The following is a 22,413-nucleotide window of genomic DNA, read 5'->3' as shown; positions in this document are numbered from 1 at the left end:
TCCTGCCACCCGGTACCGACACCCCGGCAACCGCGGGGTGAAGAGTCGAGATCCAGCTGGTTCATACCGAAATTTCCCCAGCCGAAATCGAGTGTACTTAGGGTCACCTAACTCGTAAGCTGTATCCACCGCATTCGCGCCTTACCGGAATCGCCTCGGAGACCACGTGCCCAGCCCCTACAGAGCCCTCTTCGACGTGCCCGGCACCAAGGCCTTCTCGGCCGCGGGGCTCCTCGGCCGGATGCCGCTGTCCATGATGGGCATCGGCGTGGTCACGATGATCTCCCAGCTCACCGGGCGCTACGGGCTCGCGGGCGCGCTGTCGGCCACCATCGCGCTGTCCGCCGCGGTGCTCGGACCGCAGGTCTCCCGGCTGGTGGACCGGCACGGACAGAGCCGGGTGCTGCGGCCCGCGACCCTGGTGGCCCTCGCCGCGGCCGCCGGGCTGCTGCTGGCCGCGCACTTCCGGTGGCCGGACTGGGTGCTGTTCGCCTGCGCCGCCGGGATCGGCGCGGTGCCGAGCCTGGGCGCGATGATCCGGGCCCGCTGGGCCGCCCTGTACCGGGGCACACCCAAGCTGCACACCGCCTACTCGTTCGAGTCGGTCATGGACGAGATCTGCTTCGTCTTCGGGCCGATCATCTCCATCGGCCTGTGCACGGTCTGGTTCCCGGAGGCGGGCCCGCTGCTCGCCGCCGTCTTCCTGGCGGCCGGGGTCTGCTGGCTGACCGCCCTGCGCGCCACCGAGCCCGCGCCGCACCCCCGTGCGCGGCACGACGGGGGCGGCGGCACCGCGCTGCGCTCGCCGGGGCTCCAGGTGCTGGTGGCGACCTTCGTGGCGACCGGCGCGATCTTCGGCTCGGTGGACGTGGTCACGGTCGCCTTCGCCGACGAGCGCGGCCACAAGGGCGCCGCCAGCGTGGTGCTCGCCCTGTACGCGGCCGGCTCGTGCGCGGCGGGCGCGGTCTTCGGGCTGCTGCGCCCGGCCGGGGCGGCGGAACGCCGCTGGCTGCTGGGCGTGGCCGCCATGGCCGTGAGTATGATCCCCCTCCTACTGGTCGGAAACCTGCCGCTTCTGGCCGTGGCGCTGTTCGTTGCGGGGCTGTCCATCGCACCGACGATGATCACGACGATGTCCCTCATCGAAGAGCACGTACCTCGCGCGCAGCTCACCGAGGGCATGACCTGGGTGAGCACCGGCCTCGCGGTCGGCGTGGCGCTCGGCTCCTCGCTGGCCGGTTCGGTGATCGACGCCGCCGGCGCGCGCGCCGGGTACGGGGTCCCGGTGCTCTCCGGGGCCGTCGCGGTCGTGGTCGGTTTCCTCGGGTACCGCCGGCTGCGCAGGCCGGCCGCGGGTCGGGGAGGAACCGTTGAGCAGCACAGCGAGCGGGAAGACGAGCGGCGCGAACAGCACATGGCGTAACTGGGGCGGGAACGTCGCGGCCCGGCCCGCCCGGCAGGTCGCTCCGGTCTCGGTGGAGGAACTGGCCGAGGCGGTGCGCCGGGCGCGGGAGGACGGGCTGCCGGTGAAGGCCGTCGGCACCGGGCACTCCTTCACCTCGATCGCCGCCACCGACGGCGTGTTGATACGCCCTCAACTATTGACGGGCATACGCAACATTGACCGGGGCTCCATGACGGTCACGGTCGAGGCGGGCACCCCGCTCAAGCGACTCAACGCGGTGCTGGCGCGCGAGGGTCTGTCGCTCACCAACATGGGCGACATCATGGAGCAGACGGTCTCCGGGGCCACCAGCACCGGCACCCATGGCACGGGCCGTGACTCCGCCTCCATCGCCGCCCAGATCACGGGCCTCGAACTCGTCACGGCGGACGGCTCGGTGCTCACCTGCTCCGCGACCGAGAACCCCGAGGTCTTCGCCGCCGCCCGCCTGGGGCTCGGCGCGCTCGGCATCGTCACCGCGATCACCTTCGCCGTGGAACCGCTGTTCCTGCTGACCGCGCGGGAGGAGCCGATGCCCCTCGACCGAGTGCTCGCCGAGTTCGATCAACTCTGGGCGGAGAACGAGCACTTCGAGTTCTACTGGTTCCCGCACACCGGGAACACCAACACCAAGCGCAACAACCGCAGCGCGGGCCCCGAGCAGCCCGTCGGGCGGTTGGCCGGCTGGTTCGAGGACGAGTTCCTCTCCAATGGCCTCTTCCAGGTGACCCAGTGGGTCGGCCGGGCCGCGCCCGCGAGCATCCCCGGGATCGCGAGGATCTCCAGCAGGGTGCTGTCCGCGCGGACGTACACCGACATCCCGTACAAGGTCTTCACCTCGCCGCGCCGGGTGCGCTTCATGGAGATGGAGTACGCCGTTCCGCGCGCGGCCCTGGCGGAGACGCTGCGCGAGCTGAAGGAGATGGTCGAGCGCTCGGGGCTGCGCGTCAGCTTCCCCGTGGAGGTACGCACCGCCCCGGCCGACGACATCACCCTGTCCACCGCCTCGGGCCGGGACAGCGCCTACATCGCCGTCCATATGTACCGGGGCACGCCGTACCAGTCGTACTTCACCGCCGCCGAGCGGATCTTCACCGCGCACGAGGGGCGGCCGCACTGGGGCAAGGTGCACACCCGGGACGCGGAGTACTTCGCGCGGGTGTATCCGCGGTTCGCCGAGTTCACGGCGTTGCGGGACCGTCTCGACCCGGATCGGCTGTTCCGGAACGACTACTTGCGGAGGGTGCTGGGGTCGTAGGCGCCCCGGCGGAACCGCTGGGCGCGGGGGCCGGCGTGGACCGGTCCCCGTCGGCCTGCCCGTCCGGCGAGGCGCTCGGGGAGGGCGTCGCGGAGTCCGTCGTGCCGCCCTCGGAGCCGGAACCCGGGCCGGAGTCCGCGCCCGAGCCGGATCCCGGCCCGGTGTCCGGGGTGGCGCCGCCGTCCGACGAGGCGCTGTCGCCCGGGGCGACATGCGAAGGAAGCTGACCGGGGTCATCCGTTCGGTGGACGGCGGATTTCCGGCCACCGACCGCGTCGCCGACCGTCGTGCCGGAGCCGCCGCTGAAACTGCTGCCGGACGCCAGTTCGTACGTCGTGATGCCGCCCATGGTCACCCCGAACACGAGAGCGGCCGCGATCACCGGCCGCCGCCAGCTCTTGACCCGCGCGCGGTAGACGGTGCCCGCGGAGAACTCGCCCTCGGCGGGCGGAACCGGCACCGGGGAGGCTCCGGCGGGCGTCTTGGGCACCCGCAGCTGCTCCCCGGTGCGCCGGAAGAAGTGCTGGAAGAGGGTGCCGCCGCAGGTGGCGATCACGCTGACGACACCGGCGCCGAGGATCGTGCCGTACACGCCGAAGGACGAGGCCAGCTTCGCCGCGATGACCGCCGCCAGGGCGCTGCCCGCCACCTGCGGGACGTTCAGGTCGATCCGCTTCCGCTCCGCATCGGGTGTTTCGCGCATACCCGGAACTTGCCTGCCTTTCCCGTACTTGATCGACATCGGGGTACCGACTGCACGAGATAGGGACGTATGCGCGAAACCATTAGTTCCGTTTCTGGGGATTGCGTGAACTTCGCCACGTTCATGATCCACAAAACCGGTTGCGCGCGGCGCGGACGCGTCCCTTGCGAGAAGTTGGGCGGCGCGCCAATCCACGTACATGGCCCGAATGGAGTACTGTTGCGAGCCCTGGGCCCGGCCTCCCACCAGGGTGTCCACGGCCACCAAGGACCGCCAGGAGGGGGCTAGTTGCACAGGGTGACGGACTTTGTCACTCAGCGTGGCGAACTGGTTACCGTGCCATAACGGCGTTCCAGGGCCCGTGCCCGACACGCCGGGCAACTCGGCAAGGTTGTGGCAGGCTGCACCCGGGCAGGCCACACTCGACTAGCGGAAGCAGCGACGCACGTGACGTCGGCAGGCACCACCCGGGAGGTCCCCATGCCCGAACTGCGTGTCGTGGCCGTCTCGAATGACGGCACACGGCTGGTGCTGAAAGCTGCCGACGCAACGGAGTACACGCTTCCGATCGACGAGCGGCTGCGCGCCGCCGTGCGCGGCGACCGGCCACGCCTCGGCCAGATCGAGATCGAGGTCGAGAGCCATCTGCGCCCCCGTGACATCCAGGCGCGGATACGAGCCGGTGCCACGGCGGAAGAGGTCGCACAGCTCGCGGGCATCCCCGTCGACCGGGTGCGGCGCTTCGAGGGTCCGGTGCTGGCCGAACGCGCCTTCATGGCCGAGCGCGCCCGCAAGACCCCGGTCCGCCGCCCCGGCGAGAACTCGGGGCCGCTGCTCGGCGAGGCCGTCCAGGAACGGCTGTTGCTGCGCGGCGCCGAGAAGGACACCGTGCAGTGGGACTCCTGGCGCCGCGACGACGGCACCTGGGAGGTGCTGCTCGTCTACCGGGTCGCCGGTGAACCGCACTCGGCGAGCTGGACGTACGACCCGCCCCGGCGGCTGGTCCAGGCCGTGGACGACGAGGCGCGCTCGCTGATCGGCGAGTCCGACGATCTCGCCGTACCGGAGCCGAGCTTCCCGTTCGTCCCGCGCATCGCCCGGCTGCCGCGCGAGCGTTCGATGGACCGTGCCCTCGACCGGCAGACCGAGCGGGAGCGGCCGAGCCTGCCCGCGCAGTCCTCCGAGCCCGCCGAGGAGACCACCGGCGAACGGGACTCGCTGACCAGCCTGTTGGAGGCGGTGCCGTCCTTCCGCGGCGACATGGTGGTGCCGGAGCGCACCCCGGAGACCCCGGACGAGCCCGACGAGGAGGCCGCCGTGGAGGAGCCGCCGGCGCCCGCCGCCTCGGCCGGTTCGGCCTACGCGGACGTCCTCATGCCCCGCTCGGTCGGCAGCCACCGCGACCGGCTGACCGGCGCCACGGACCGCCAGGCCGAGGCCGACGGGGTCCGCCCCGGTCGCCGCGCGGCCGTCCCGAGCTGGGACGAGATCGTGTTCGGCACCCGGCGCAAGAAGCAGGAGTAAACCGTCGTACGACGCCAAGAGGGGCGGAACACCCGGGTGTTCCGCCCCTCTTGGCGCTGCCGTGGCCGCTACTGCGGGTCGGCGCCCACCGCCACCGGCCGGGACGGGTCCGCGGACCACTCCGACCATGAACCGACGTACAGGGCCGCCGGGATGCCCGCCACCGCGAGCGCCAGCACCTCATGGGCGCCCGACACTCCCGAGCCGCAGTAGACGCCCACCGGCGCGTCCGAGGAGACGCCGAGGGCCTTGAAGCGGTCCTTCAGCTCGACCGCGGGCAGGAACCGGCCGTCGGGGCCCACGTTCTCCGTCGTCGGCGCCGAGACCGCGCCGGGGATGTGCCCGCCGACCCGGTCCACGGGCTCCACCTCGCCCCGGTAGCGCTCCCCCGCGCGGGCGTCCAGCAGCACGCCCGTACGGGCCAGTTCGGCGGCACCGTCCGCGTCCAGCAGGCCCGCCGCGTCCGGCGCGGGCACGAAGTCGCCCGCGTCCGGGACGGACGCCCCGGTGGCCAACTCCCCCGTCCAGGACGGCAACCCGCCGTCGAGGACCCGCACGTCCGGGTGACCCGTCCAGTGCAGCATCCACCACGCGCGGGCGGCGGCCCAGCCCTGCCCGCCGTCGTACACGACGACCGGACGGCTCCCCGACACGCCCGCGCGGCGCATCGCGGCGCCGAACTCCGCGAGGTCCGGCAGCGGATGGCGGCCGTGCTCGCCCGGGGCACCGGCCAACTCCCGGTCCAGGTCGACGAAGGCCGCGCCGGGGATGTGCCCGGCCGCGTGCTCGGCCCGGCCGTCGAAGGGCGGGGCGCCCGCCGCCTTCGCCAGGCTCAACTGCCAGCGCACGTCCAGCAGGACCGGCGGCGCCTCGCCGGCGAGCGCCTCGGCGAGTTCGGGTGCGGTGATGATGACTGTCATGGCGCCATGCATACGCCAGGGGTGGCCGTGACGTCCAGGTCCGGCTACTCTGCTCGGCCGGGCAGGCTCGATCACGAACCGTAGGGGATCGGGCACATGCCGTACGCCCCGACGGACATCGGTCGGGCACCGGTCGGACCTCGTCAGGAAGCGGCGAAAGACGTCAGCCCAGGCATTCTTCCGGAAGACACCGCCGGACAGGCGGCGCGGCGACACGAGAGGGCCGTGCGACCGAGGAGGATGCGGACACACCGGTACGGGCGTACGCGCCGGCGGCGTGCACACACCTGCCGGAGGAGCGGAAGCGACACGGCCACCGCACAAGGCGGCCGAGGAGAGAGTGATCGATGACCGAGGCACGGGAGTCGGCCGGTCCGCAGGCGCTGCGCGCGCCCGGCACACCCTGCTGGGTGAGTCTGATGGCGCACCGGCTCACCGCCACCGAGGAGTTCTACGGGGAGCTGTTCGGCTGGGAGTTCCAGCCGGGCCCGCAGCAGCTCGGCCCGTATGTGCGGGCATTGCTCGACGGGCGCGAGGTGGCCGGGATGGGCCAGCTGCCGCCGGAGAACCGGCTGCCGATCGCCTGGACGCCCTATCTCGCCTCGACCGACGTGGACCGCACGGCCGAGGCGGTACGGCTGTGCGGCGGCACGGTGGCGGTCGGTCCGCTGGACGCGGCCGAGGCCGGGCGGCTGGCCATCGCGGCGGACCCCTCGGGCGCGGTGTTCGGCATCTGGCAGGCGCCCGCGCATCTGGCCCCGGCGATCACCGGGGTGCCGGGCACGCCCGCGTGGAACGAGCTGCTCACGTTTGAGACGGAGAGCGTCGCCAAGTTCTACGCGAGCGTGTTCGGTTACGAGACGGAGCCGGTGGTGTCCGCCGGGTTCGACTACGTGACCCTGTGCGTCGAGGGGCGCCCGGTGGCCGGGGTGCACGGTGTGGGCCATGGGCTGCCCCGGGACCGGGGGCCGTACTGGGGGACCTATTTCGAGGTGGCCGACACCGCGGAGACGCTGCGTCAGGTGACGGGGCTCGGCGGCCGGATCGTCCGCCCGGCCAAGGACAGTCCGCACGGGCGGGTGGCCACGGTGGCGGACCCGGAGGGCGCCGTCTTCTCGGTGGTCCAGGATCCGCGCTGAGCGCGTGGTGGGACCGGCGCGTGGGCCCCTGGTGGGCTCAGGAGGACGAGACGGGCAGCACGTCCGGGGACAGGGCCGCCGCGCGGGCCGTCGCGGCGGTCATCCGGCGCCGGTGGTGGCGGCGGCACAGCACCTCGTAACCGACCTCGCCCGCCGCCTGGTTGACGTCCCCGACGACGACCTGGGCGCCCTCGACCACCATCTCGCCGCCGACCGTACGGGCGTTGTGCGTGGCGCGGGCGCCGCACCAGCACAGCGCCTCCACCTGGAGCACCTCGACGCGGTCGGCCAGCTCCACGAGCCGCTGGGAACCGGGGAAGAGCTTGGAGCGGAAGTCGGTGGTGATGCCGAAGGCGAAGACGTCCACGCCGAGGTCGTCCACCACGCGGGCCAGCTGGTCGATCTGCACGGGCGCGAGGAACTGCGCCTCGTCCGCGATCACATAGTCGATCCGGCCGCCCTGCGAGAGGTGGTCCACGATGTACACATAGAGGTCCTGGGCGTCGGCGACCTCCACCGCGTCGGTGACCAGGCCGAGGCGCGAGGACAGCTTGCCCGCGCCCGCGCGGTCGTTACGGGTGAATATCATCCCGGCCAGGCCGCGCGCGGAGCGGTTGTGCTCGATCTGCAGAGCCAGCGTCGACTTCCCGCAGTCCATCGTTCCGGAGAAGAACACCAGCTCGGGCATGAGAAGTTGAGCACCTTTCGGCGAGGGGACGGAACGGCGGGCGGGGCAGCGGTCAGGAGCGTACTTCGAGCAGCGGGACCAGCTGCTCCACGGGAGTCATCGAACCGTGGTTGCCCACCAGCGCGGACTCCTTGGGCTCCCGCTCGGAGGCGATGATCAGGACGTCGTCGGACGCGGCCGCGATCACATCGCCGAGCCGGTCGTACACCCGTTCGTCCACGTGCGGCCCGAACCAGCCGGTCTCGATCGCCTCGTCCCGCGAGGCCACCCAGAACTGCTCGCCGAGCACCTCGCGCCAGCAGGTCAGTACGTCGTTCGCGGCGCCCGGCACCGCGTACACATGGCGGGCCCGGCCCTCGCCGCCGAGCAGGGCGACCCCGGCGCTCAGTTCCCAGTCCGTGTCGAAGTCGAAGCGGTGCTCCTCGTCGAACGGCACGTCGATCATGCCGTGGTCGGCGGTGACGTAGAGCGCGCTGCGCGGGGGCAGTTGCTCGGCGAGGCGCTGGGCGAGCCGGTCGACGTACATCAGCTGGCCGCGCCAGGTGTCGGAGGCGACGCCGTAGCGGTGGCCCGCGCCGTCGAGTTCGGCGTAGTACGTGTACACCAGCGAGCGGTCCCCGGCGGCCAGTTGCGCCGCCGCGAGGTCCATCCGCTCCTCGCCGGACAGCCTGCCGTGGAAGCTGCCGCCGCTGAGCGCGACCTTGGTGAGCGGGGTGTGCTGAAACGTGGGCGAGGAGACCTGCGCGGCGTGCACCCCGGCGTCATGGGCCAGCTGGAAGACGGTGGGGTACGGCTGCCAGCGGCGCGGGTCGGTGTACGGCTGCCAGCGGAGCTGGTTCATCAGCGCGCCGGTGGCCGGGTCGCGGACCGTGTAGCCGGGCAGGCCGTGCGCGCCGGGGGGCAGGCCGGTGCCGACGGAGGCGAGGGAGGCCGCGGTGGTCGCCGGGTAGCCCGCGGTGAGCGGCCGCCCGGTGCCGCCGCGCGAGCTGCCGAGCAGCGAGTTGAGGAAGGGCGCCTCGTCCGGGTGGGCGCGCAGCTGCTCCCAGCCGAGGCCGTCGACCAGGAAGACGCAGGCGCGGTCGACCGGGGCCAGCTCCGTGATCGCGGCGGTCATGCCGGGGACGCCCATGCCGGCGGCGAGCGTGGGGAGCAGGTCGGCGAGGGAGCCGGTGCCGTACTCGGGCAGCGGGGCGGTGGCCAGGGCGAGGGGTTCCGGGTGGTCCCAGGCGGAGAGCTGGGACATCAGCGGTCGAGGTCCGCGGTCGCCTCGGAGAGGGCCTGCGCGAAGGTGAGCGCCTCGCGCACCGTCTCGGGGCCGTCCCCGGCCTCGCTGACGCGCAGGCTGAGGTCGTCCGCCGTGGAGTTGCCCGTATAGCCGTGGTCGGCGTCGCAGTTGGGGTCGCCGCAGGCGGCGGGCTCCAGGTCGATACGGCTGACCGCGCCCCAGCCGATGGTGAGCACGACCTCGCGGGGCAGGGTGCCCGGGGTGTACTGCTCGGGGTTGGCGACCACCCGGCTGACCACCACGGACGAGATCCGGCCGAGCTTCACCGACTCGGTGGAGGTGGTGGCGTACGGCGTCGGTGAGGTGCTGTCGGCGGCCTGCTCGTCGGTGTGGCTGACGATGAAGCGCTGGCCGGTGAGGACCAGGACGGTCACATGGCGGCGCACCTCGTTCTGGTCGAACGTGGTCTCCTGGTGGACCAGGTACGACCGGATGGGCTCGCCGCCCACGGCAGCCTCCACCGCCTCGGCCACGAGGGCCGGGTAGTAGCCGCTGCGCTCGATCGCCGCTCGCAGCCCCTGGGTCGTCGTACTGGTCTTGGCCATGGCGTCCATCCTAGTCCGTGGACAGGGGCACTCCGGGCCAACGGGGCGTGCCGCCGGCCGGGGCTCCCGGCGTGTCAGGGGCGCCGGAACCGGGCGTCCGCGCGTCCGGTGGCCGCGTGTTCCTCGGGACCGGCCCCTGTCTGATCTCCACCCGCTCGGCGGCGATCAGACAGGACACGGGTTCAGACCCACCGGCGTCCGCCTCGAACGCGACGACGACGGGCGGTCGCTCCCCGAGGGTCCGGGCCAGGTGCTCGGCCTCGTCGGTGGTGGGCGCGCGGAAGACGGGGTCCTGGAAGGCGAGGGGGCAGGACACCAGGGCGGGTGCGACGAAGACCACTTCCAGGGTGTGGTGGTACGTGAGGTCGTGATCGGCGGCAAGCCTTAGCGCCCCGGCGTCCCAGCCGATCACCTCCCAGTCCCACCAGCTGCCCTCCGGGAGCCGGTGCCCGGCGATCTCCATCGGGCGCCGCTCAGTAGGCCGGCATGGTGCGCGGGCCGTGGTCGTCGCGGGCGGGCGGGGGCGCGAGCCGGACGGTGGCGCCGAGGACGTTCGCGCCGTGCGGGGCCACGACGACCGGCTCCAGGGTGACGGCGACCACCTCGGGGTGGTCGTCGACCAGGCGGGAGACCCGCAGCAGCAGTTCCTCGAGGGCGGGGGTGTCGACGGGGGTGGAGCCGCGCCAGCCGAACAGCAGGGGCGCGGTGCGGATCGCGCGCACCAGGGAGGTCGCCTCCCGGTCGGTGACCGGGATCAGCCGGTGCGCGGTGTCGTCCAGCAGCTGCGAGGCGGCGCCGGCGAGACCGAAGGACAGCACGGCTCCGGCCGCCGGGTCGATCACGGTCCGTACGACGGTGTCGACGCCCCGGGGCGCCATGCCCTGCACCACAGGGCGCAGCTCCTCCGGCTTGCCGAACAGCTCGCTCAACTCCGCGTAGGCCCGGCGCAGTTGCTCCTCGTCCGCCAGGTCGAGGCGTACGCCGCCCAGGTCGGCGCGGTGCCGCAGATGCGGGGCGGTCGCCTTCAGGGCCACCGGGTAGCCGAGGGCGCGGGCGGCCGCCACGGCGTCGTCGGGGGTGGGCGCGGGGAGCGCGCGGCGCACCTGTATGCCGTACTTCGCGAGCAGCTCGCAGGTCTGCGCGTCCGAGATGGTGAGCCCCTCCCCGCGCTCCAGCAGCTCCCCGATCAGCCGCGCGGCCCCCTTCTCGTCGATGTCCTCGTACTCCGGCACCCTGCCGGGCTCGGCCGCCTCCCGCCGCCACTGCCCGTACCGCACCGCTTCGGCGAGCGCGCGTACGGCACGCTCGGCGGCGGGGTAGGCGGGGATGAGACGGGGGGCTTCCGAGGAGGGCGCCCCGTCCGTCTCCGCGGTGGGCGGGCGTTCCGCAGGGCGGTACGGGTGGGCGCCGCCATCCGTACCGGGCGCCTTTTCGGGGCCGGGTGCCCTATCGATACCGGCTGCCCGCGCCGCGGCCGGTGCCGTACTCGCCGCCGCCGACAGCGCCTCCGCCAGCCCGCCCAGCTCCACATGCACCACCAGCACCGGCTTTCCCGGCACCCCGGCGGCAGCCGACCGCAGGGCCTCCGCCAGCTCCGCGTCGCCCGGCGACGCCTCCCCGATCGCGGGTATCGCCGTCACCACGACGGAGTCGTTCGTGTCGTCGGCCAGCGCGGCGCTCAGCGCCCGGTGGAAGTCCTCCGGCGTGGCCCCGGTGGTCAGATCGAGGGGCCGCGCAGGTCGCAGCCCCTCGGCGAGGCACCGGTCGTACGTCAGCACGCCCAGCGACTCGGAGTTCCCGAGGATCGCCACCCGGGGCCCGGCGGGCAGCGGCTGCCGGGCGAGCAGCAGCCCGGCGTCGACCAGTTCGGTGATGGTGTCGACCCGGATCACCCCGGCCTGCCGCAGCAGCGCGGAGACGGTCGTGTGCGGCAGCCGCGTGGCGCGCACCGCGTGTCCCTGCGGTGCCGTACCGGTGCCCTGCACCACGACCAGCGGCTTGGCCGCCGCCGTCCGCCGGGCGAGCCGGGTGAACTTGCGCGGGTTGCCGATGGTCTCCAGGTACATGAGGACGACGTCGGTGTCCGGGTCCTCGTACCAGTACTGGAGGACGTCGTTGCCGGACACGTCCGCGCGGTTGCCCGCGGAGACGAACGTGGAGACGCCGGTCGTGCCGGTGACCCCGCCGCCGCGCCGGTGCAGCCGGGACAGCAGCGCGATGCCGATGGCGCCGGACTGGGCGAACATGCCGATGCGGCCGGGGCGGGGCATCTCGGGGGCGAGGGAGGCGTTCAGCCGTATGTCCGGGGCGGTGTTGATGACGCCGAACGCGTTGGGCCCGATGATCCGCATGCCGTACGCGCGCGCCTGCTGCACCAGCGCCCGCTGCCGCTCCTTGCCCTCGGGGCCGCTCTCGGCGTACCCGGCACTGAGCACGACGAGCCCCTGGACGCCGTGTTCCCCGCACTCGGCGACCACCGCGGGCACGCACTCGGCCGGTACGGCGACGACGGCGAGGTCCACCGGTGCGTCGACGTCCCGCACACAGCGGTACGCGGCCACCCCGTCGACCTCCGTCAGATCCCCGGGGAACGCCTTGTTCACGGCGTACAGCGGGCCCGCGTACCCGGCGTCGCGGATGTTGGCGAGGACGCCCCGGCCGACCCCGCCGGGCGCGCGGCCGACGCCGATGACCGCGACCGAGCCGGGCGCGAGCAGCCGCTGCACCGAGCGTGCCTCGGCGCGCTGCTCGCGCGCGTACTGCACGGCCAGGGCGCGGTCCGTGGGTTCGAGGTCCAGTTCCAGGCGTACGACGCCGTCCTCGAAGCTGCGCTTCTGGGTGTACCCGGCGTCCGTGAACACCTTGATCATCTTGTTGTTGGCGGGCAGCACCTCGGCGGCGAAGCGGCGGATGCCCCGCTCCCGGGCGACGGCCGCGATGTGCTCGAGGAGGGCGGAGGCGACTCCCCTGCCCTGGTGGGCGTCCTGTACCAAGAAGGCGACTTCCGCCTCGTCGGCAGGTCCGGAGGCGGGCGCGCCGCCGGCACCGATGCGGTCGTAGCGCACGGTCGCGATGAACTCGCCGCCCACGGTGGCCGCGAGGCCCACCCGGTCCACGAAGTCATGGTGCGTGAAGCGGTGGACGTCCTTGGCGGAGAGCCGGGGGTAAGGAGCGAAGAAACGGTAGTACTTGGACTCGTCCGAGACCTGCTCGTAGAAGTGGACCAGGCGGTCGGCGTCGTCGACGGTGATGGGCCGGATGCGGGCGGTCCCTCCGTCCCGCAGCACCACGTCCGCCTCCCAGTGCGCGGGGTACTCGTACCGGCTCCGCGGTTCCGCCGAGGTTCGCATGGGGCCCAGCGTACGGCTCGCGTACGACAACGGCGCGGGGCACTCTGTGGAGCACGGCGGAGGGGGTGCGCAGCCCCTCTTCTGGCACGCGTCACGATATGGAACACTGGTCTAGACAACCCTGAACAGTGAAGGGCAGCAACACATGGCTGAGCGCCGCGTCAACGTCGGCTGGGCCGAGGGTCTTCACGCCCGCCCCGCCTCCATCTTCGTCCGGGCCGCCACGGCCGCAGGCATCCCGGTGACGATCTGCAAGGCCGGCGGCACCCCGGTCAACGCGGCGTCCATGCTGGGTGTTCTGGGCCTGGGTGCCCAGGGCGGCGAGGAGATCGTGCTCGCCTCCGACGCCGAGGGCGCGGACGCCGCCCTGGACCGACTGGCCAAGCTGGTCGCCGAGGGCCTGGAAGAGCTGCCCGAGACGGTCTGAGCGGGACCGGGCCCGTCTACGCGGGACCCGGGGCCGGCTGCGCGGACCCGGAACGGGCCGGGCGGGATTTCGAGAAGCCGCGCCATCCTCAGTGGGTGGCGCGGCTTCCGCGTTTTCGGCCGCCACCTTATTGGTCGCGGCCAGCATTCACCATGACCCGTTCACCGGAATTCAGGGCATCCAGAAATACACGGCCGTCGAATATCCCGCCCACTTTGTATACGGCACCGGTGTTAATTCCCCGCACCGGACATGTTTACGGCATGTTGCGAAGTCCGCGTGCGCGGCGCGGCTCCGGGGACGCGCAGCCGGTGCGCCGCCGTCGCCCGCTCGGTGTGCAGCGCGGTCACCGCGCGGGCGCGCTCGCCGTCGCCGCGGGCCACCGCGTCCACGATCGCGCCGTGCTCCGCCCAGGTGCCGACCACGTCGGGCGGCGTGGCCACCGTGTACATCCAGGCGATCTTGTGGCGCAGTTGGACGAGTGCCGAGGTCAGCGAGGGGCTGCCGCAGGACTGGGCCAGCGTCTCGTGGAACCAGCCGTCCAGGGCGCGGAGATCCTCGCTGCCGCCCCTCCTGGCGCGCTCCTGGCCCAGCCGGACCAGGCCGCGCAGCACCTTCAGATGGGCCTCGGTACGGCGCCGGGCGGCGCGCGCGGCACCCAGCGGCTCCAGGAGCAGGCGCATCTCCAGCAGGTCGGCGGCCTCCTGCTCGGTCGGTTCGGCCACACAGGCGCCCGCGTGCCGGCGGGTCACCACGAAGCCCTCCGCCTCCAGGGTGCGCAGGGCCTCGCGCACGGGGACGCGGGAGACGCCGTAGCGGCGGGCGAGCACCTCCTCGGTGAGGCGGCCGCCGCGTTCGAGGGCGCCGGCGACGATGTCGTCCCGGATCGCCGTGCACACCGATTGCGCCGGAATACGCATGACCGACCTCCGCCTTAATACCCGCGACACGACACCGACGACGGGCGCGTGTTTTCCGTGACTCTATTCCACCGCGCCGGAATTTCCGATGGCGGGCCCCGAACCATGGATATTTTTTGGACAGGGCCCGCCGAGAACCGCCGGAGAACGGCGAAAAGCCCCGGCCGGGTGGGCCGGGGCTTTTTCATGCCGTGCGGGTCGGTTTGACGCCGTGCGGGTCGGTCAGACGTTCACGCCGTGGCCGCGGAGGTAGGCGAGGGGGTCGACGTCGGAGCCGTAGTCGGGGCCGGTGCGCGCCTCGAAGTGCAGATGCGGGCCGGTGACATTGCCGGTCGCGCCGGACAGGCCGATCTGCTGGCCCGCGGTGACCTGCTGGCCCACCGTGACACCGATGGACGACAGATGGCCGTACTGGGTGTACATGCCGTCGGCCATGCGGAGCACGATCTGGTTGCCGTACGCCCCGCCCCAGCCGGTGGAGACGACGGTGCCGACGCCGACCGCGTGGACGGAGGTGCCGGTCATGGCGTGGAAGTCGATGCCGGTGTGGGAGCCGGATGACCACAGAGAGCTGCTGGCCTTGTAGCCGGTGGACACGTAGGAGTGCGCGATCGGGGCGACGAAGGCGTTCAGTCGCTTGCGCTCGGCCTCGCGGGCGGCGCGGGCCTTGGCCGCACGGGCCTCCTTGGCGCGCACCGCGGCGGCCCTCTCGGCCGCCTCGTGCTCGGCGATCCGCTGCTGGGCGACGGCCTGGGCGTCGATGTGCTCGGCGAGGTCGTCGCCGGCGGTGAGCACCGGGGTGAGGCCGGTCTGCTCGACGGTGTGCTCGGCGGCGAGCGCCGGGGACGCGGCGAGGGTGCCGATGACACCGGTGGTCGTCAGGGCCGCGACACCGGCCGCCTGGGCGGTGGTGCGCTTGACCCGGCCGGGCTTGCGGTGCTTCCCGGTGGCGCATATGAACGCCATGTGTGTGGCTGTTCCTTTCCTTCCCTCTCGCCTACCGGGTTAGCTGACGGGTTCGGAGCAGGAAGGTCTCCTACGGGCCCCGCGCTCGCGCACGGACGCCCGATTCACCCCAGGGACGTGTGGGTCCCCGGCTCCCCTGACTCGCGCCTGGGGACTCGGCGATGGCTGTCCGGTGCCGCGGCTGCGGCGCACTGCCCGACGGACAACCCGGACGACGCTAAGCGGACCGGCTCTCAATCCTCAAACAGAACGCGGCTTTTGTAGCGCATCCCACAGGGCAGACGGGCAACCTCCGCCGCAATTCGGACATCTTGAGGAGGCAGTGGAACAAAGTGGGGCCCTGACGACCTGTAGGCCGTCAGGGCCCCACCCGTAAGAGGACCGCCCGCGTGCGCGGTTACTCGGCCGCCACCACGGTGACCTCGCCGATGCCGAGTGCCTCCACGGGCGCCTTGATCTCCGACGCGTCACCCACGAGAACCGTCACCAGACGGTCCACCGGGAAGGCGTTGACGACCGCCGCGGTGGCCTCCACGGTGCCCGTCGCGGCCAACTGCCGGTAGAGCGTCGCCTGGAAGTCGTCGGACAGATGCTGCTCCACCTGGTCGGCGAGCGTGCCCGCGACGGCCGCCGCGGTCTCGTACTTCAGCGGCGCGACCCCGACCAGGTTCTGCACGGCGACGTCCCGCTCGGCGTCGGTCAGGCCCTCTGCGGCGAGGGTGCGCAGCACCTTCCACAGGTCGTCCAGCGCGGGGCCGGTGTTGGGGGTGTCCACGGAGCCGCTGATGGCCAGCATGGAGGCGCCGTTGCCCTCGGGTCCGGAGCGGAGCACCTGCCCGAACGCGCGCACACCGTAGGTGTAGCCCTTCTCCTCGCGCAGGACGCGGTCCAGGCGGGAGGTGAGGGTGCCGCCGAGGCAGTAGGTGCCGAGCACCTGGGCGGGCCACACCCGGTCGTGCCGGTCCGAGCCGACCCGGCCGATGAGCAGCTGCGTCTGGACGGCGCCGGGCCGGTCCACGATCACGACACGCCCGGTGTCGTCGGCCGTCACCGCGGGCACGGGGCGGGGCTCGCCCGGGGTACCGGTCCAGGCGCCCAGGGTCTCGCCGAGCAGCGCGTCCAGGTCGATGCCGGTGAGGTCGCCGACCACGACCGCGGTGGCGGTGGCGGGGCGCACATGGCGGTCGTAGAACGCGCGTACGGCGGCCGCGTCGATCTTCTCGACGGTCTCCTCGGTGCCCTGGCGCGGCCGGGACATGCGCGCGGTCGCCGGGAACAGCTCCTTGGAGAGCTCCTTGGCGGCGCGCCGGGCGGGGCTGGCCAGCTCGTGCGGGATCTCGTCCAGGCGGTTGCGGACCAGCCGCTCCACCTCGCTCTCGGCGAAGGCGGGGGCGCGCAGCGCGTCGGCGGCCAGGCCGAGGCCCTTGGCCAGGCGCGAGGCGGGGACCTCCAGGCTGATCCGGACGCCGGGGTGGTCCGCGTGGGCGTCCAGGGTGGCGCCCGCGCGCTCCAGCTCGGCGGCGAACTCCTCGGCGGAGTGCTTGTCGGTGCCCTCGGAGAAGGCGCGCGCCATGATGGTGGCGACGCCGTCCAGGCCGGCCGGCTCGGCGTCCAGGGGGGCGTCCAGGAGCACCTCGACGGCGACGACCTGCTGACCGGGGCGGTGGCAGCGCAGCACGGTCAGACCGTTGTCGAGCGCGCCGCGCTCGGGGGCCGGGAAGGCCCACGGCTTCGCCTCGCCGGCCTGCGGCTGCGGGTGGAAGTCCATGGTGGCGAGCTGCTCGGTCACTTGGCCGTCTCCTCGTTCTCGTTTCCGGCCTCTACGGTGGCCTCCGACTCCGGGTCCTGAGGCACATCGGCGTCCTCGACGGCCTGCGGGGACTTCGGCTCGTAGACCAGGACGGCGCGGTTGTCGGGGCGCAGCCGGGCCTTGGCGACCTCCCGGACCTCCTCGGGGGTGACCTCGAGGATGCGCTGCACGGCGTTCAGGGCGAGCTGCGGGTCGCCGAACAGGACGGCGTAGCGGCACAGTTCGTCGGCGCGGCCCGCGACGGTGCCGAGCCGGTCCAGCCACTCGCGCTCCAACTGGGCCTGGGCGCGCTCCATCTCCTCCGCGGTGGGGCCCTCCTCGGCGAACCGGGCCAGCTCCTCGTCGATGGCGGTCTCGATGACCGGCACCTCGACATCGCCGGAGGTCTTCACGTCCAGCCAGCCCATGGAGGGCGCCCCGGCCAGCCGCAGCAGCCCGAAGCCGGCCGCGACGGCCGTACGGTCGCGCCGCACCAGCCGGTTGTACAGCCGGGAGGACTCGCCGCCGCCGAGGACGGTCAGGGCGAGGTCGGCCGCGTCGCACGCGCGCGTGCCGTCCTCGGGCAGCCGGTAGGCGGCCATCAGGGCGCGCGCCGGTACCTCCTCGACGACGACCTCGCGCAGCTGCTCGCCGATGACCTCCGGCAGGGAGCCGTCACGGGGCGCGGACTTGCCTTCGTGGCCCGGGATGGAGCCGAAGTACTTCTCGACCCAGGCGAGGGTCTGCTCGGGGTCGATGTCGCCGACCACGGAGAGCACCGCGTTGTTCGGCGCGTAGTAGGTGCGGAAGAACTGGCGGGCGTCCTCCAGGGTGGCCGCGTCCAGGTCCGCCATCGAGCCGATCGGCGTGTGGTGGTAGGGGTGGCCCTCGGGGTACGACAGGGCGGTCAGCTTCTCGAAGGCGGTGCCGTAGGGGACGTTGTCGTAGCGCTGGCGGCGCTCGTTCTTGACGACGTCGCGCTGGTTCTCCATGGACTCGTCGTCCAGGGCGGTCAGCAGCGAGCCCATGCGGTCGGCCTCCAGCCAGAGCGCGAGCTCCAGCTGGTGGGCGGGCATGGTCTCGAAGTAGTTGGTGCGCTCGAAGCTGGTGGTGCCGTTGAGGGAGCCGCCGGCGCCCTGCACCAGCTCGAAGTGGCCGTTGCCCTTGACCTGCCCGGAACCCTGGAACATCAGGTGCTCGAAGAGGTGGGCCAGGCCGGTGCGCCCCTTGACCTCGTGGCGGGAGCCGACGTCGTACCAGAGGCAGACCGCCGCCACCGGGGTCAGGTGGTCCTCGGAGAGCACCACGCGCAGACCGTTGGCCAGGCGATGCTCGGTCGCTGTCAGGCCCCCGGAGCCTGCCTGGGCTGTGGTCGTGTGACCCATGGGCATGTACGTCCCTTCGCGAGCGGAGGCGGTTGTGAAAACCGCGTTTTTCCTGCCGTTCCTGCCACTGTATGCAAAGCGTGCGAGGCCTCGGCGAAGTTCCCGCGGCACGTACGCCGACAGCGGATCGCGTAGCCTGCCTCGCACCCGGATCACGGTGATCGTCCGGGGCGCCGGTCCGGGTTGTCAGTGCCCCGGTCCACAATGGTCCGCGACAGATCCGTCAGACGCTTCAGCACGAGCGAGCCGAAGGGTGCGCGCCCCGAAGGCGAGCGACCAGATCAGGAGGAGCCGGCAGCGATGGCCCGCCGCAGCACGAAGACCCCGCCGCCCGACGATTCGTACGAGGAGAAGATCCTCGACATCGACGTCGTGGACGAGATGCGTGGCTCCTACCTCGAGTACGCGTACTCGGTCATCTACTCGCGCGCCCTGCCGGACGCCCGTGACGGCCTCAAGCCGGTGCACCGCCGGATCGTCTATCAGATGAACGAGATGGGCCTGCGCCCCGAACGCGGCTATGTGAAGTGCGCGCGTGTCGTGGGCGAGGTCATGGGCAAGCTCCACCCGCACGGCGACGCGTCGATCTACGACGCCCTGGTGCGCATGGCCCAGCCCTTCTCCATGCGGCTGCCGCTGGTCGACGGCCACGGCAACTTCGGCTCGCTGGGCAATGACGACCCGCCGGCCGCCATGCGGTACACCGAGTGCCGGATGGCCGAGGCCACCAGCCTGATGACCGAGTCCATCGACGAGGACACGGTCGACTTCACGCCGAACTACGACGGCCAGGAGCAGGAGCCGGTGGCCCTGCCGGCCGCCTTCCCGAACCTGCTGGTCAATGGCTCCTCGGGCATCGCGGTCGGCATGGCGACCAACATGCCGCCGCACAATCTGCGCGAGGTCGTGGCCGCCGCCCGCCATCTGGTCAGGAACCCGAACGCGGACCTGGACGCGCTGATGAAGCACGTCCCCGGCCCCGACCTGCCCACCGGTGGCCGGATCGTCGGCCTGGACGGCATCCGGGACGCGTACGCGACCGGCCGCGGCACCTTCAAGATGCGCGCGACGGTCTCGGTCGAGCCCGTGACCGCCCGCCGCAAGGGCCTGGTCGTCACCGAACTGCCGTTCACGGTGGGCCCGGAGAAGGTCATCGCGAAGATCAAGGACCTGGTCAACGCGAAGAAGATCCAGGGCATCGCCGACGTCAAGGACCTCACCGACCGCGAGCACGGGCTGCGCCTGGTCATCGAGATCAAGAACGGCTTCGTGCCCGAGGCCATCCTGGAGCAGCTCTACAAGCTGACGCCGATGGAGGAGTCCTTCGGCATCAACAACGTGGCCCTGGTGGACGGCCAGCCGCTCACCCTGGGCCTGAAGGAACTCCTCGAGGTCTACCTCGACCACCGCTTCAACGTGGTGCGGCGGCGCAGCGAGTTCCGCCGCAAGAAGAAGAGCGACCGGCTGCACCTGGTCGAGGGTCTGCTGACCGCCCTGGTCGACATCGACGAGGTCATCCGGCTGATCCGGTCCAGCGACAACTCCGCGCAGGCCAAGGAGCGCCTGATGGGGCGCTTCTCGCTGAGCGAGGTGCAGACGCAGTACATCCTCGACACGCCGCTGCGCCGGCTCACCAAGTACGACCGCATCGAGCTGGAGGCGGAGAAGGACAAGCTCACCGAGGAGATCGCGGAGCTGACCCGGATCCTGGACTCCGACCAGGAGCTGCGCAAGCTGGTCTCGGCCGAACTGGCCGCCGTGGCCAAGAAGTTCGGCACCGACCGGCGCACCGTCCTGCTGGAGGCCGGCGGCGCCCCGGCGGCGGCCGTGCCGCTCCAGGTGGCCGACGACCCGTGCCGGGTGCTGCTGTCCTCCACGGGGCTGCTGGCGCGTACGGCGACCGCCGAGCCGTTCCGCGACCAGGCGGGCGGCAAGCGGGTCAAGCACGACGTGATCGTCTCGGCGGTGCCGGCGACGGCGCGCGGTGAGATCGGCGCGGTGACCTCGACGGGCCGGCTGCTGCGGATCAATGTGGTCGACCTGCCGCAGCTGCCCGAGGCGACGGGCGCGCCGAACCTCTCCGGGGGCGCGCCGCTCGCGGAGTTCGTGTCCCTGGAGGACGACGAGACGGTGGTGTGCCTGACCACACTGGACGAGTCCTCCCCCGGTCTCGCGCTCGGCACCGAGCAGGGTGTGGTCAAGCGCGTGGTGCCCGACTACCCGTCCAACAAGGACGAGTTGGAGGTCATCACGCTCAAGGAGGGCGACCGGATCGTCGGCGCGATGGAGTTGCGCACCGGCGAGGAGGACCTGATCTTCATCACGGACGACGCGCAGCTGCTGCGCTTCCAGTCCTCGATCGTGCGTCCGCAGGGCCGTCCGGCGGGCGGTATGGCGGGCATCAAGCTCACCGAGGGCGCGAAGGTCATCTGCTTCACGGCGGTCGACCCGGCCGCCGACGCGGTGGTCTTCACGGTGGCCGGGTCGCGCGGCACCCTGGACGACTCGGTGCAGACGACGGCCAAGCTGACGCCGTTCGACCAGTACCCGCGCAAGGGCCGGGCCACCGGCGGCGTGCGCTGCCAGCGGTTCCTGAAGGGCGAGGACTGTCTGGCGCTGGCCTGGACGGGCCCGGTGCCCGCGCGCGCGGCGCAGAAGAACGGCACCCCGGCCGAGCTGCCGGAGCCCGACCCGCGCCGGGACGGCTCGGGCACCTCGCTGCCGAAGACGGTGTCGGTGGTCGCGGGGCCGGTCTTCTAGCTAGCCGCCGCAGGGCTCCGGGTCGGGTTCGTCCTCGGAGCCCTGCACGTAGCGCAGGACGCCCCACATGCCGTGCTCGTCGGCGTGCGGGGCGTCGCTCTCGCAGCCCTTCAGTTCCCGGCCGAGCGCCTCGGTGTCGATGCCGGAGCCGATCAGTACCAGTTGGGTGCGGCGTTCGTCGGCGGGCGCCCAGGGCTCGGGGTAGAAGCGCAGGAACCGGCCGACGGCGTGCATGGTGTACCGGTTGCGGGGGTCGTTGGGGCCGAGGTCGACATGTCCCTTGATCCGGTACAGACCCTCGGGGCGGCTGTCCAGGAACCGCATCAGGCGGCGCGGGTCCAGGGGGACGTCCGAGGCGAAGGACAGGCTGTCGTAGCCGGTGTGCAGGTGTCCGGCGTGGCCGTTCGTGTCGTGGTCATCGCCGTGGTCGTGCAGGTCGTCGAAGGACAGCTGGCCGATGCGTTCCTCGCTCGGCCGGCAGTCGAAGAGGAACTCGGGGTCGACGCGCCCGTAGGTGGCGGGCACGACGGCGGCCCGATCGGTCAGCGACCCCACCAGGGTGAGCACCCGTTCGGGGGCCGCGGTCCGGTCCAGCTTGTTGACGACGACCAGGTCGGCGAGGGCGAGATGCCGGTCGATCTCGGGGTGCCGCGCGCGCGTGTCGTCGAACTCGGCGGCGTCCACGACCTCGACCAGACCGCCGTAGACGATGCCGGGATGCTCGCTGGCGAGCACCATCCGCACCAGTTCCTGGGGTTCGGCGAGTCCGCTGGCCTCGATGACGATCACATCGACACCGGTCTCGGGCGCGGCGAGCTTGCCCAGGTAGACGTCGAGTTCACCGGCGTCCACGGCGCAGCACAGGCAGCCGTTGCCGAGGGAGACGGTGGAGTCGCCGAGGGCACCCGCGACGGCCAGCGCGTCGATCTCTATGGCGCCGAAGTCATTGACGATCGCCCCGATCCTGCTGCCCGCGCTGCGGTGCAGCAGGTGATTGAGGAGCGTGGTCTTCCCCGATCCGAGAAACCCGGCCAGGACGACGACCGGAATCTGCTGCTGGGGACGACGACCGCCGTCCGTCTCGTGCGCCGAGCTGTTCCCCAAGGGGCGACCTTTCTCCTGTGACCGGGCTGCGGACCAGGATAAAAGGGTTCGGGGGTGGGGGCGGGCCCTGGGGAGGTGAGCCGAAGGCGCCCGGGGCGGGGAGGGAGGCGTCCCGGCCCAGGAAACCGGCAGAGGGATCCCGGCCCGGTCGGCCCGGTGAGGCGGTCGGCCCGGTGAGGCGGTCGGCCCGGTGGGGCGAGGCGGTC

Annotated in this window: 18 protein-coding genes and 1 riboswitch; of the genes, 6 read left to right on the top strand and 12 right to left on the bottom strand. The window is 72.4% G+C overall.

The window, feature by feature from the left end; translation table 11 throughout:
• The first annotated feature begins 166 nt into the window (after positions 1–166).
• Positions 167–1,423, top strand: a complete 1,257-nt coding sequence (locus ACLF5H_RS35065; protein WP_421680043.1) for an MFS transporter — start codon at positions 167–169, stop codon at positions 1,421–1,423.
• A complete protein-coding gene (locus ACLF5H_RS35060; protein ID WP_421680042.1) occupies positions 1,371–2,702 on the top strand; it encodes a D-arabinono-1,4-lactone oxidase in 1,332 nt (443 codons plus the stop codon). Before ACLF5H_RS35065 ends, ACLF5H_RS35060 begins: the two co-directional genes overlap by 53 nt.
• On the opposite strand, the gene ACLF5H_RS35055 is transcribed toward ACLF5H_RS35060, so the two are convergent.
• A complete protein-coding gene (locus ACLF5H_RS35055) occupies positions 2,626–3,405 on the bottom strand; it encodes a hypothetical protein (protein WP_421680041.1) in 780 nt (259 codons plus the stop codon). The genes ACLF5H_RS35060 and ACLF5H_RS35055 overlap by 77 nt on opposite strands.
• 480 nt (positions 3,406–3,885) lie before the next feature.
• On the opposite strand from ACLF5H_RS35055, the gene sepH reads away from it, so the two are divergent.
• Entirely contained in the window at positions 3,886–4,929 is a 1,044-nt protein-coding gene (gene sepH, locus ACLF5H_RS35050; RefSeq protein ID WP_086809847.1) for a septation protein SepH, read from the top strand.
• Between the two features lie 68 nt (positions 4,930–4,997).
• Here sepH and ACLF5H_RS35045 read toward each other — a convergent pair whose 3' ends face one another.
• Positions 4,998–5,849 (bottom strand): sulfurtransferase, encoded by an 852-nt coding sequence (locus ACLF5H_RS35045; protein ID WP_421680040.1) that lies wholly within the window; start codon positions 5,847–5,849, stop codon positions 4,998–5,000.
• Between the two features lie 347 nt (positions 5,850–6,196).
• Here ACLF5H_RS35045 and ACLF5H_RS35040 point away from each other — a divergent pair, with 347 nt between their 5' ends.
• Positions 6,197–6,988 (top strand): VOC family protein, encoded by a 792-nt coding sequence (locus tag ACLF5H_RS35040; protein WP_421680039.1) that lies wholly within the window; start codon positions 6,197–6,199, stop codon positions 6,986–6,988.
• Positions 6,989–7,025: 37 nt separating this feature from the next.
• On the opposite strand, the gene ACLF5H_RS35035 is transcribed toward ACLF5H_RS35040, so the two are convergent.
• The 5 genes from ACLF5H_RS35035 to ACLF5H_RS35015 are packed head-to-tail and all read right to left on the bottom strand — an operon-like array spanning position 7,026 to position 12,856.
• Positions 7,026–7,676, bottom strand: coding sequence for a thymidine kinase (locus tag ACLF5H_RS35035; protein WP_085566940.1), 651 nt, complete (start codon positions 7,674–7,676; stop codon positions 7,026–7,028).
• Between the two features lie 52 nt (positions 7,677–7,728).
• Positions 7,729–8,919 (bottom strand): alkaline phosphatase family protein, encoded by a 1,191-nt coding sequence (locus ACLF5H_RS35030; RefSeq protein WP_421680038.1) that lies wholly within the window; start codon positions 8,917–8,919, stop codon positions 7,729–7,731.
• A complete protein-coding gene (locus ACLF5H_RS35025) occupies positions 8,919–9,515 on the bottom strand; it encodes a DUF5998 family protein (protein ID WP_172636838.1) in 597 nt (198 codons plus the stop codon). Before ACLF5H_RS35025 ends, ACLF5H_RS35030 begins: the two co-directional genes overlap by 1 nt.
• A 1-nt stretch (position 9,516) precedes the next feature.
• On the bottom strand, positions 9,517–9,969 hold the full coding sequence (locus ACLF5H_RS35020) for a hypothetical protein (RefSeq protein WP_421680037.1): 453 nt from the start codon (positions 9,967–9,969) through the stop codon (positions 9,517–9,519).
• A 10-nt stretch (positions 9,970–9,979) separates the two neighbouring features.
• Positions 9,980–12,856, bottom strand: a complete 2,877-nt coding sequence (locus tag ACLF5H_RS35015) for a GNAT family N-acetyltransferase (protein WP_421680036.1) — start codon at positions 12,854–12,856, stop codon at positions 9,980–9,982.
• 145 nt (positions 12,857–13,001) lie between these two features.
• Here ACLF5H_RS35015 and ACLF5H_RS35010 point away from each other — a divergent pair, with 145 nt between their 5' ends.
• The gene (locus ACLF5H_RS35010) at positions 13,002–13,283 is read left to right on the top strand and encodes an HPr family phosphocarrier protein (RefSeq protein WP_037654141.1); all 282 of its coding nucleotides are present in this window, start codon (positions 13,002–13,004) and stop codon (positions 13,281–13,283) included.
• 233 nt (positions 13,284–13,516) lie between these two features.
• Here ACLF5H_RS35010 and ACLF5H_RS35005 read toward each other — a convergent pair whose 3' ends face one another.
• The 4 genes from ACLF5H_RS35005 to ACLF5H_RS34990 all read right to left on the bottom strand — a co-directional run bounded on the left by ACLF5H_RS35005 (position 13,517) and on the right by ACLF5H_RS34990 (position 18,349).
• A complete protein-coding gene (locus ACLF5H_RS35005) occupies positions 13,517–14,203 on the bottom strand; it encodes a GntR family transcriptional regulator (protein WP_421680035.1) in 687 nt (228 codons plus the stop codon).
• Between the two features lie 222 nt (positions 14,204–14,425).
• On the bottom strand, positions 14,426–15,169 hold the full coding sequence (locus ACLF5H_RS35000) for a M23 family metallopeptidase (protein ID WP_421680034.1): 744 nt from the start codon (positions 15,167–15,169) through the stop codon (positions 14,426–14,428).
• Between the two features lie 13 nt (positions 15,170–15,182).
• Positions 15,183–15,340: riboswitch (cyclic di-AMP (ydaO/yuaA leader) on the bottom strand.
• Positions 15,341–15,566: 226 nt separating this feature from the next.
• Entirely contained in the window at positions 15,567–16,937 is a 1,371-nt protein-coding gene (locus tag ACLF5H_RS34995) for a M16 family metallopeptidase (RefSeq protein WP_421680165.1), read from the bottom strand.
• A 17-nt stretch (positions 16,938–16,954) separates the two neighbouring features.
• A complete protein-coding gene (locus ACLF5H_RS34990; RefSeq protein ID WP_421680033.1) occupies positions 16,955–18,349 on the bottom strand; it encodes a M16 family metallopeptidase in 1,395 nt (464 codons plus the stop codon).
• A gap of 294 nt (positions 18,350–18,643) precedes the next feature.
• On the opposite strand from ACLF5H_RS34990, the gene ACLF5H_RS34985 reads away from it, so the two are divergent.
• Entirely contained in the window at positions 18,644–21,103 is a 2,460-nt protein-coding gene (locus tag ACLF5H_RS34985; protein ID WP_421680032.1) for a DNA gyrase/topoisomerase IV subunit A, read from the top strand.
• Here ACLF5H_RS34985 and ACLF5H_RS34980 read toward each other — a convergent pair whose 3' ends face one another.
• Positions 21,104–22,207: a CobW family GTP-binding protein gene (locus ACLF5H_RS34980; protein WP_421680031.1), complete on the bottom strand. Its 1,104-nt coding sequence runs from the start codon at positions 22,205–22,207 to the stop codon at positions 21,104–21,106.
• Positions 22,208–22,413: the final 206 nt, after the last annotated feature.

The sequence above is a fragment of the Streptomyces sp. LaBMicrA B280 genome, assembly GCF_049222185.1.
GTDB classification, from domain to species: domain Bacteria; phylum Actinomycetota; class Actinomycetes; order Streptomycetales; family Streptomycetaceae; genus Streptomyces; species Streptomyces murinus.
The sequence above is the reverse complement of the archived record's forward strand: the minus strand, read 5'-3'. Positions and strand labels throughout refer to the sequence as shown.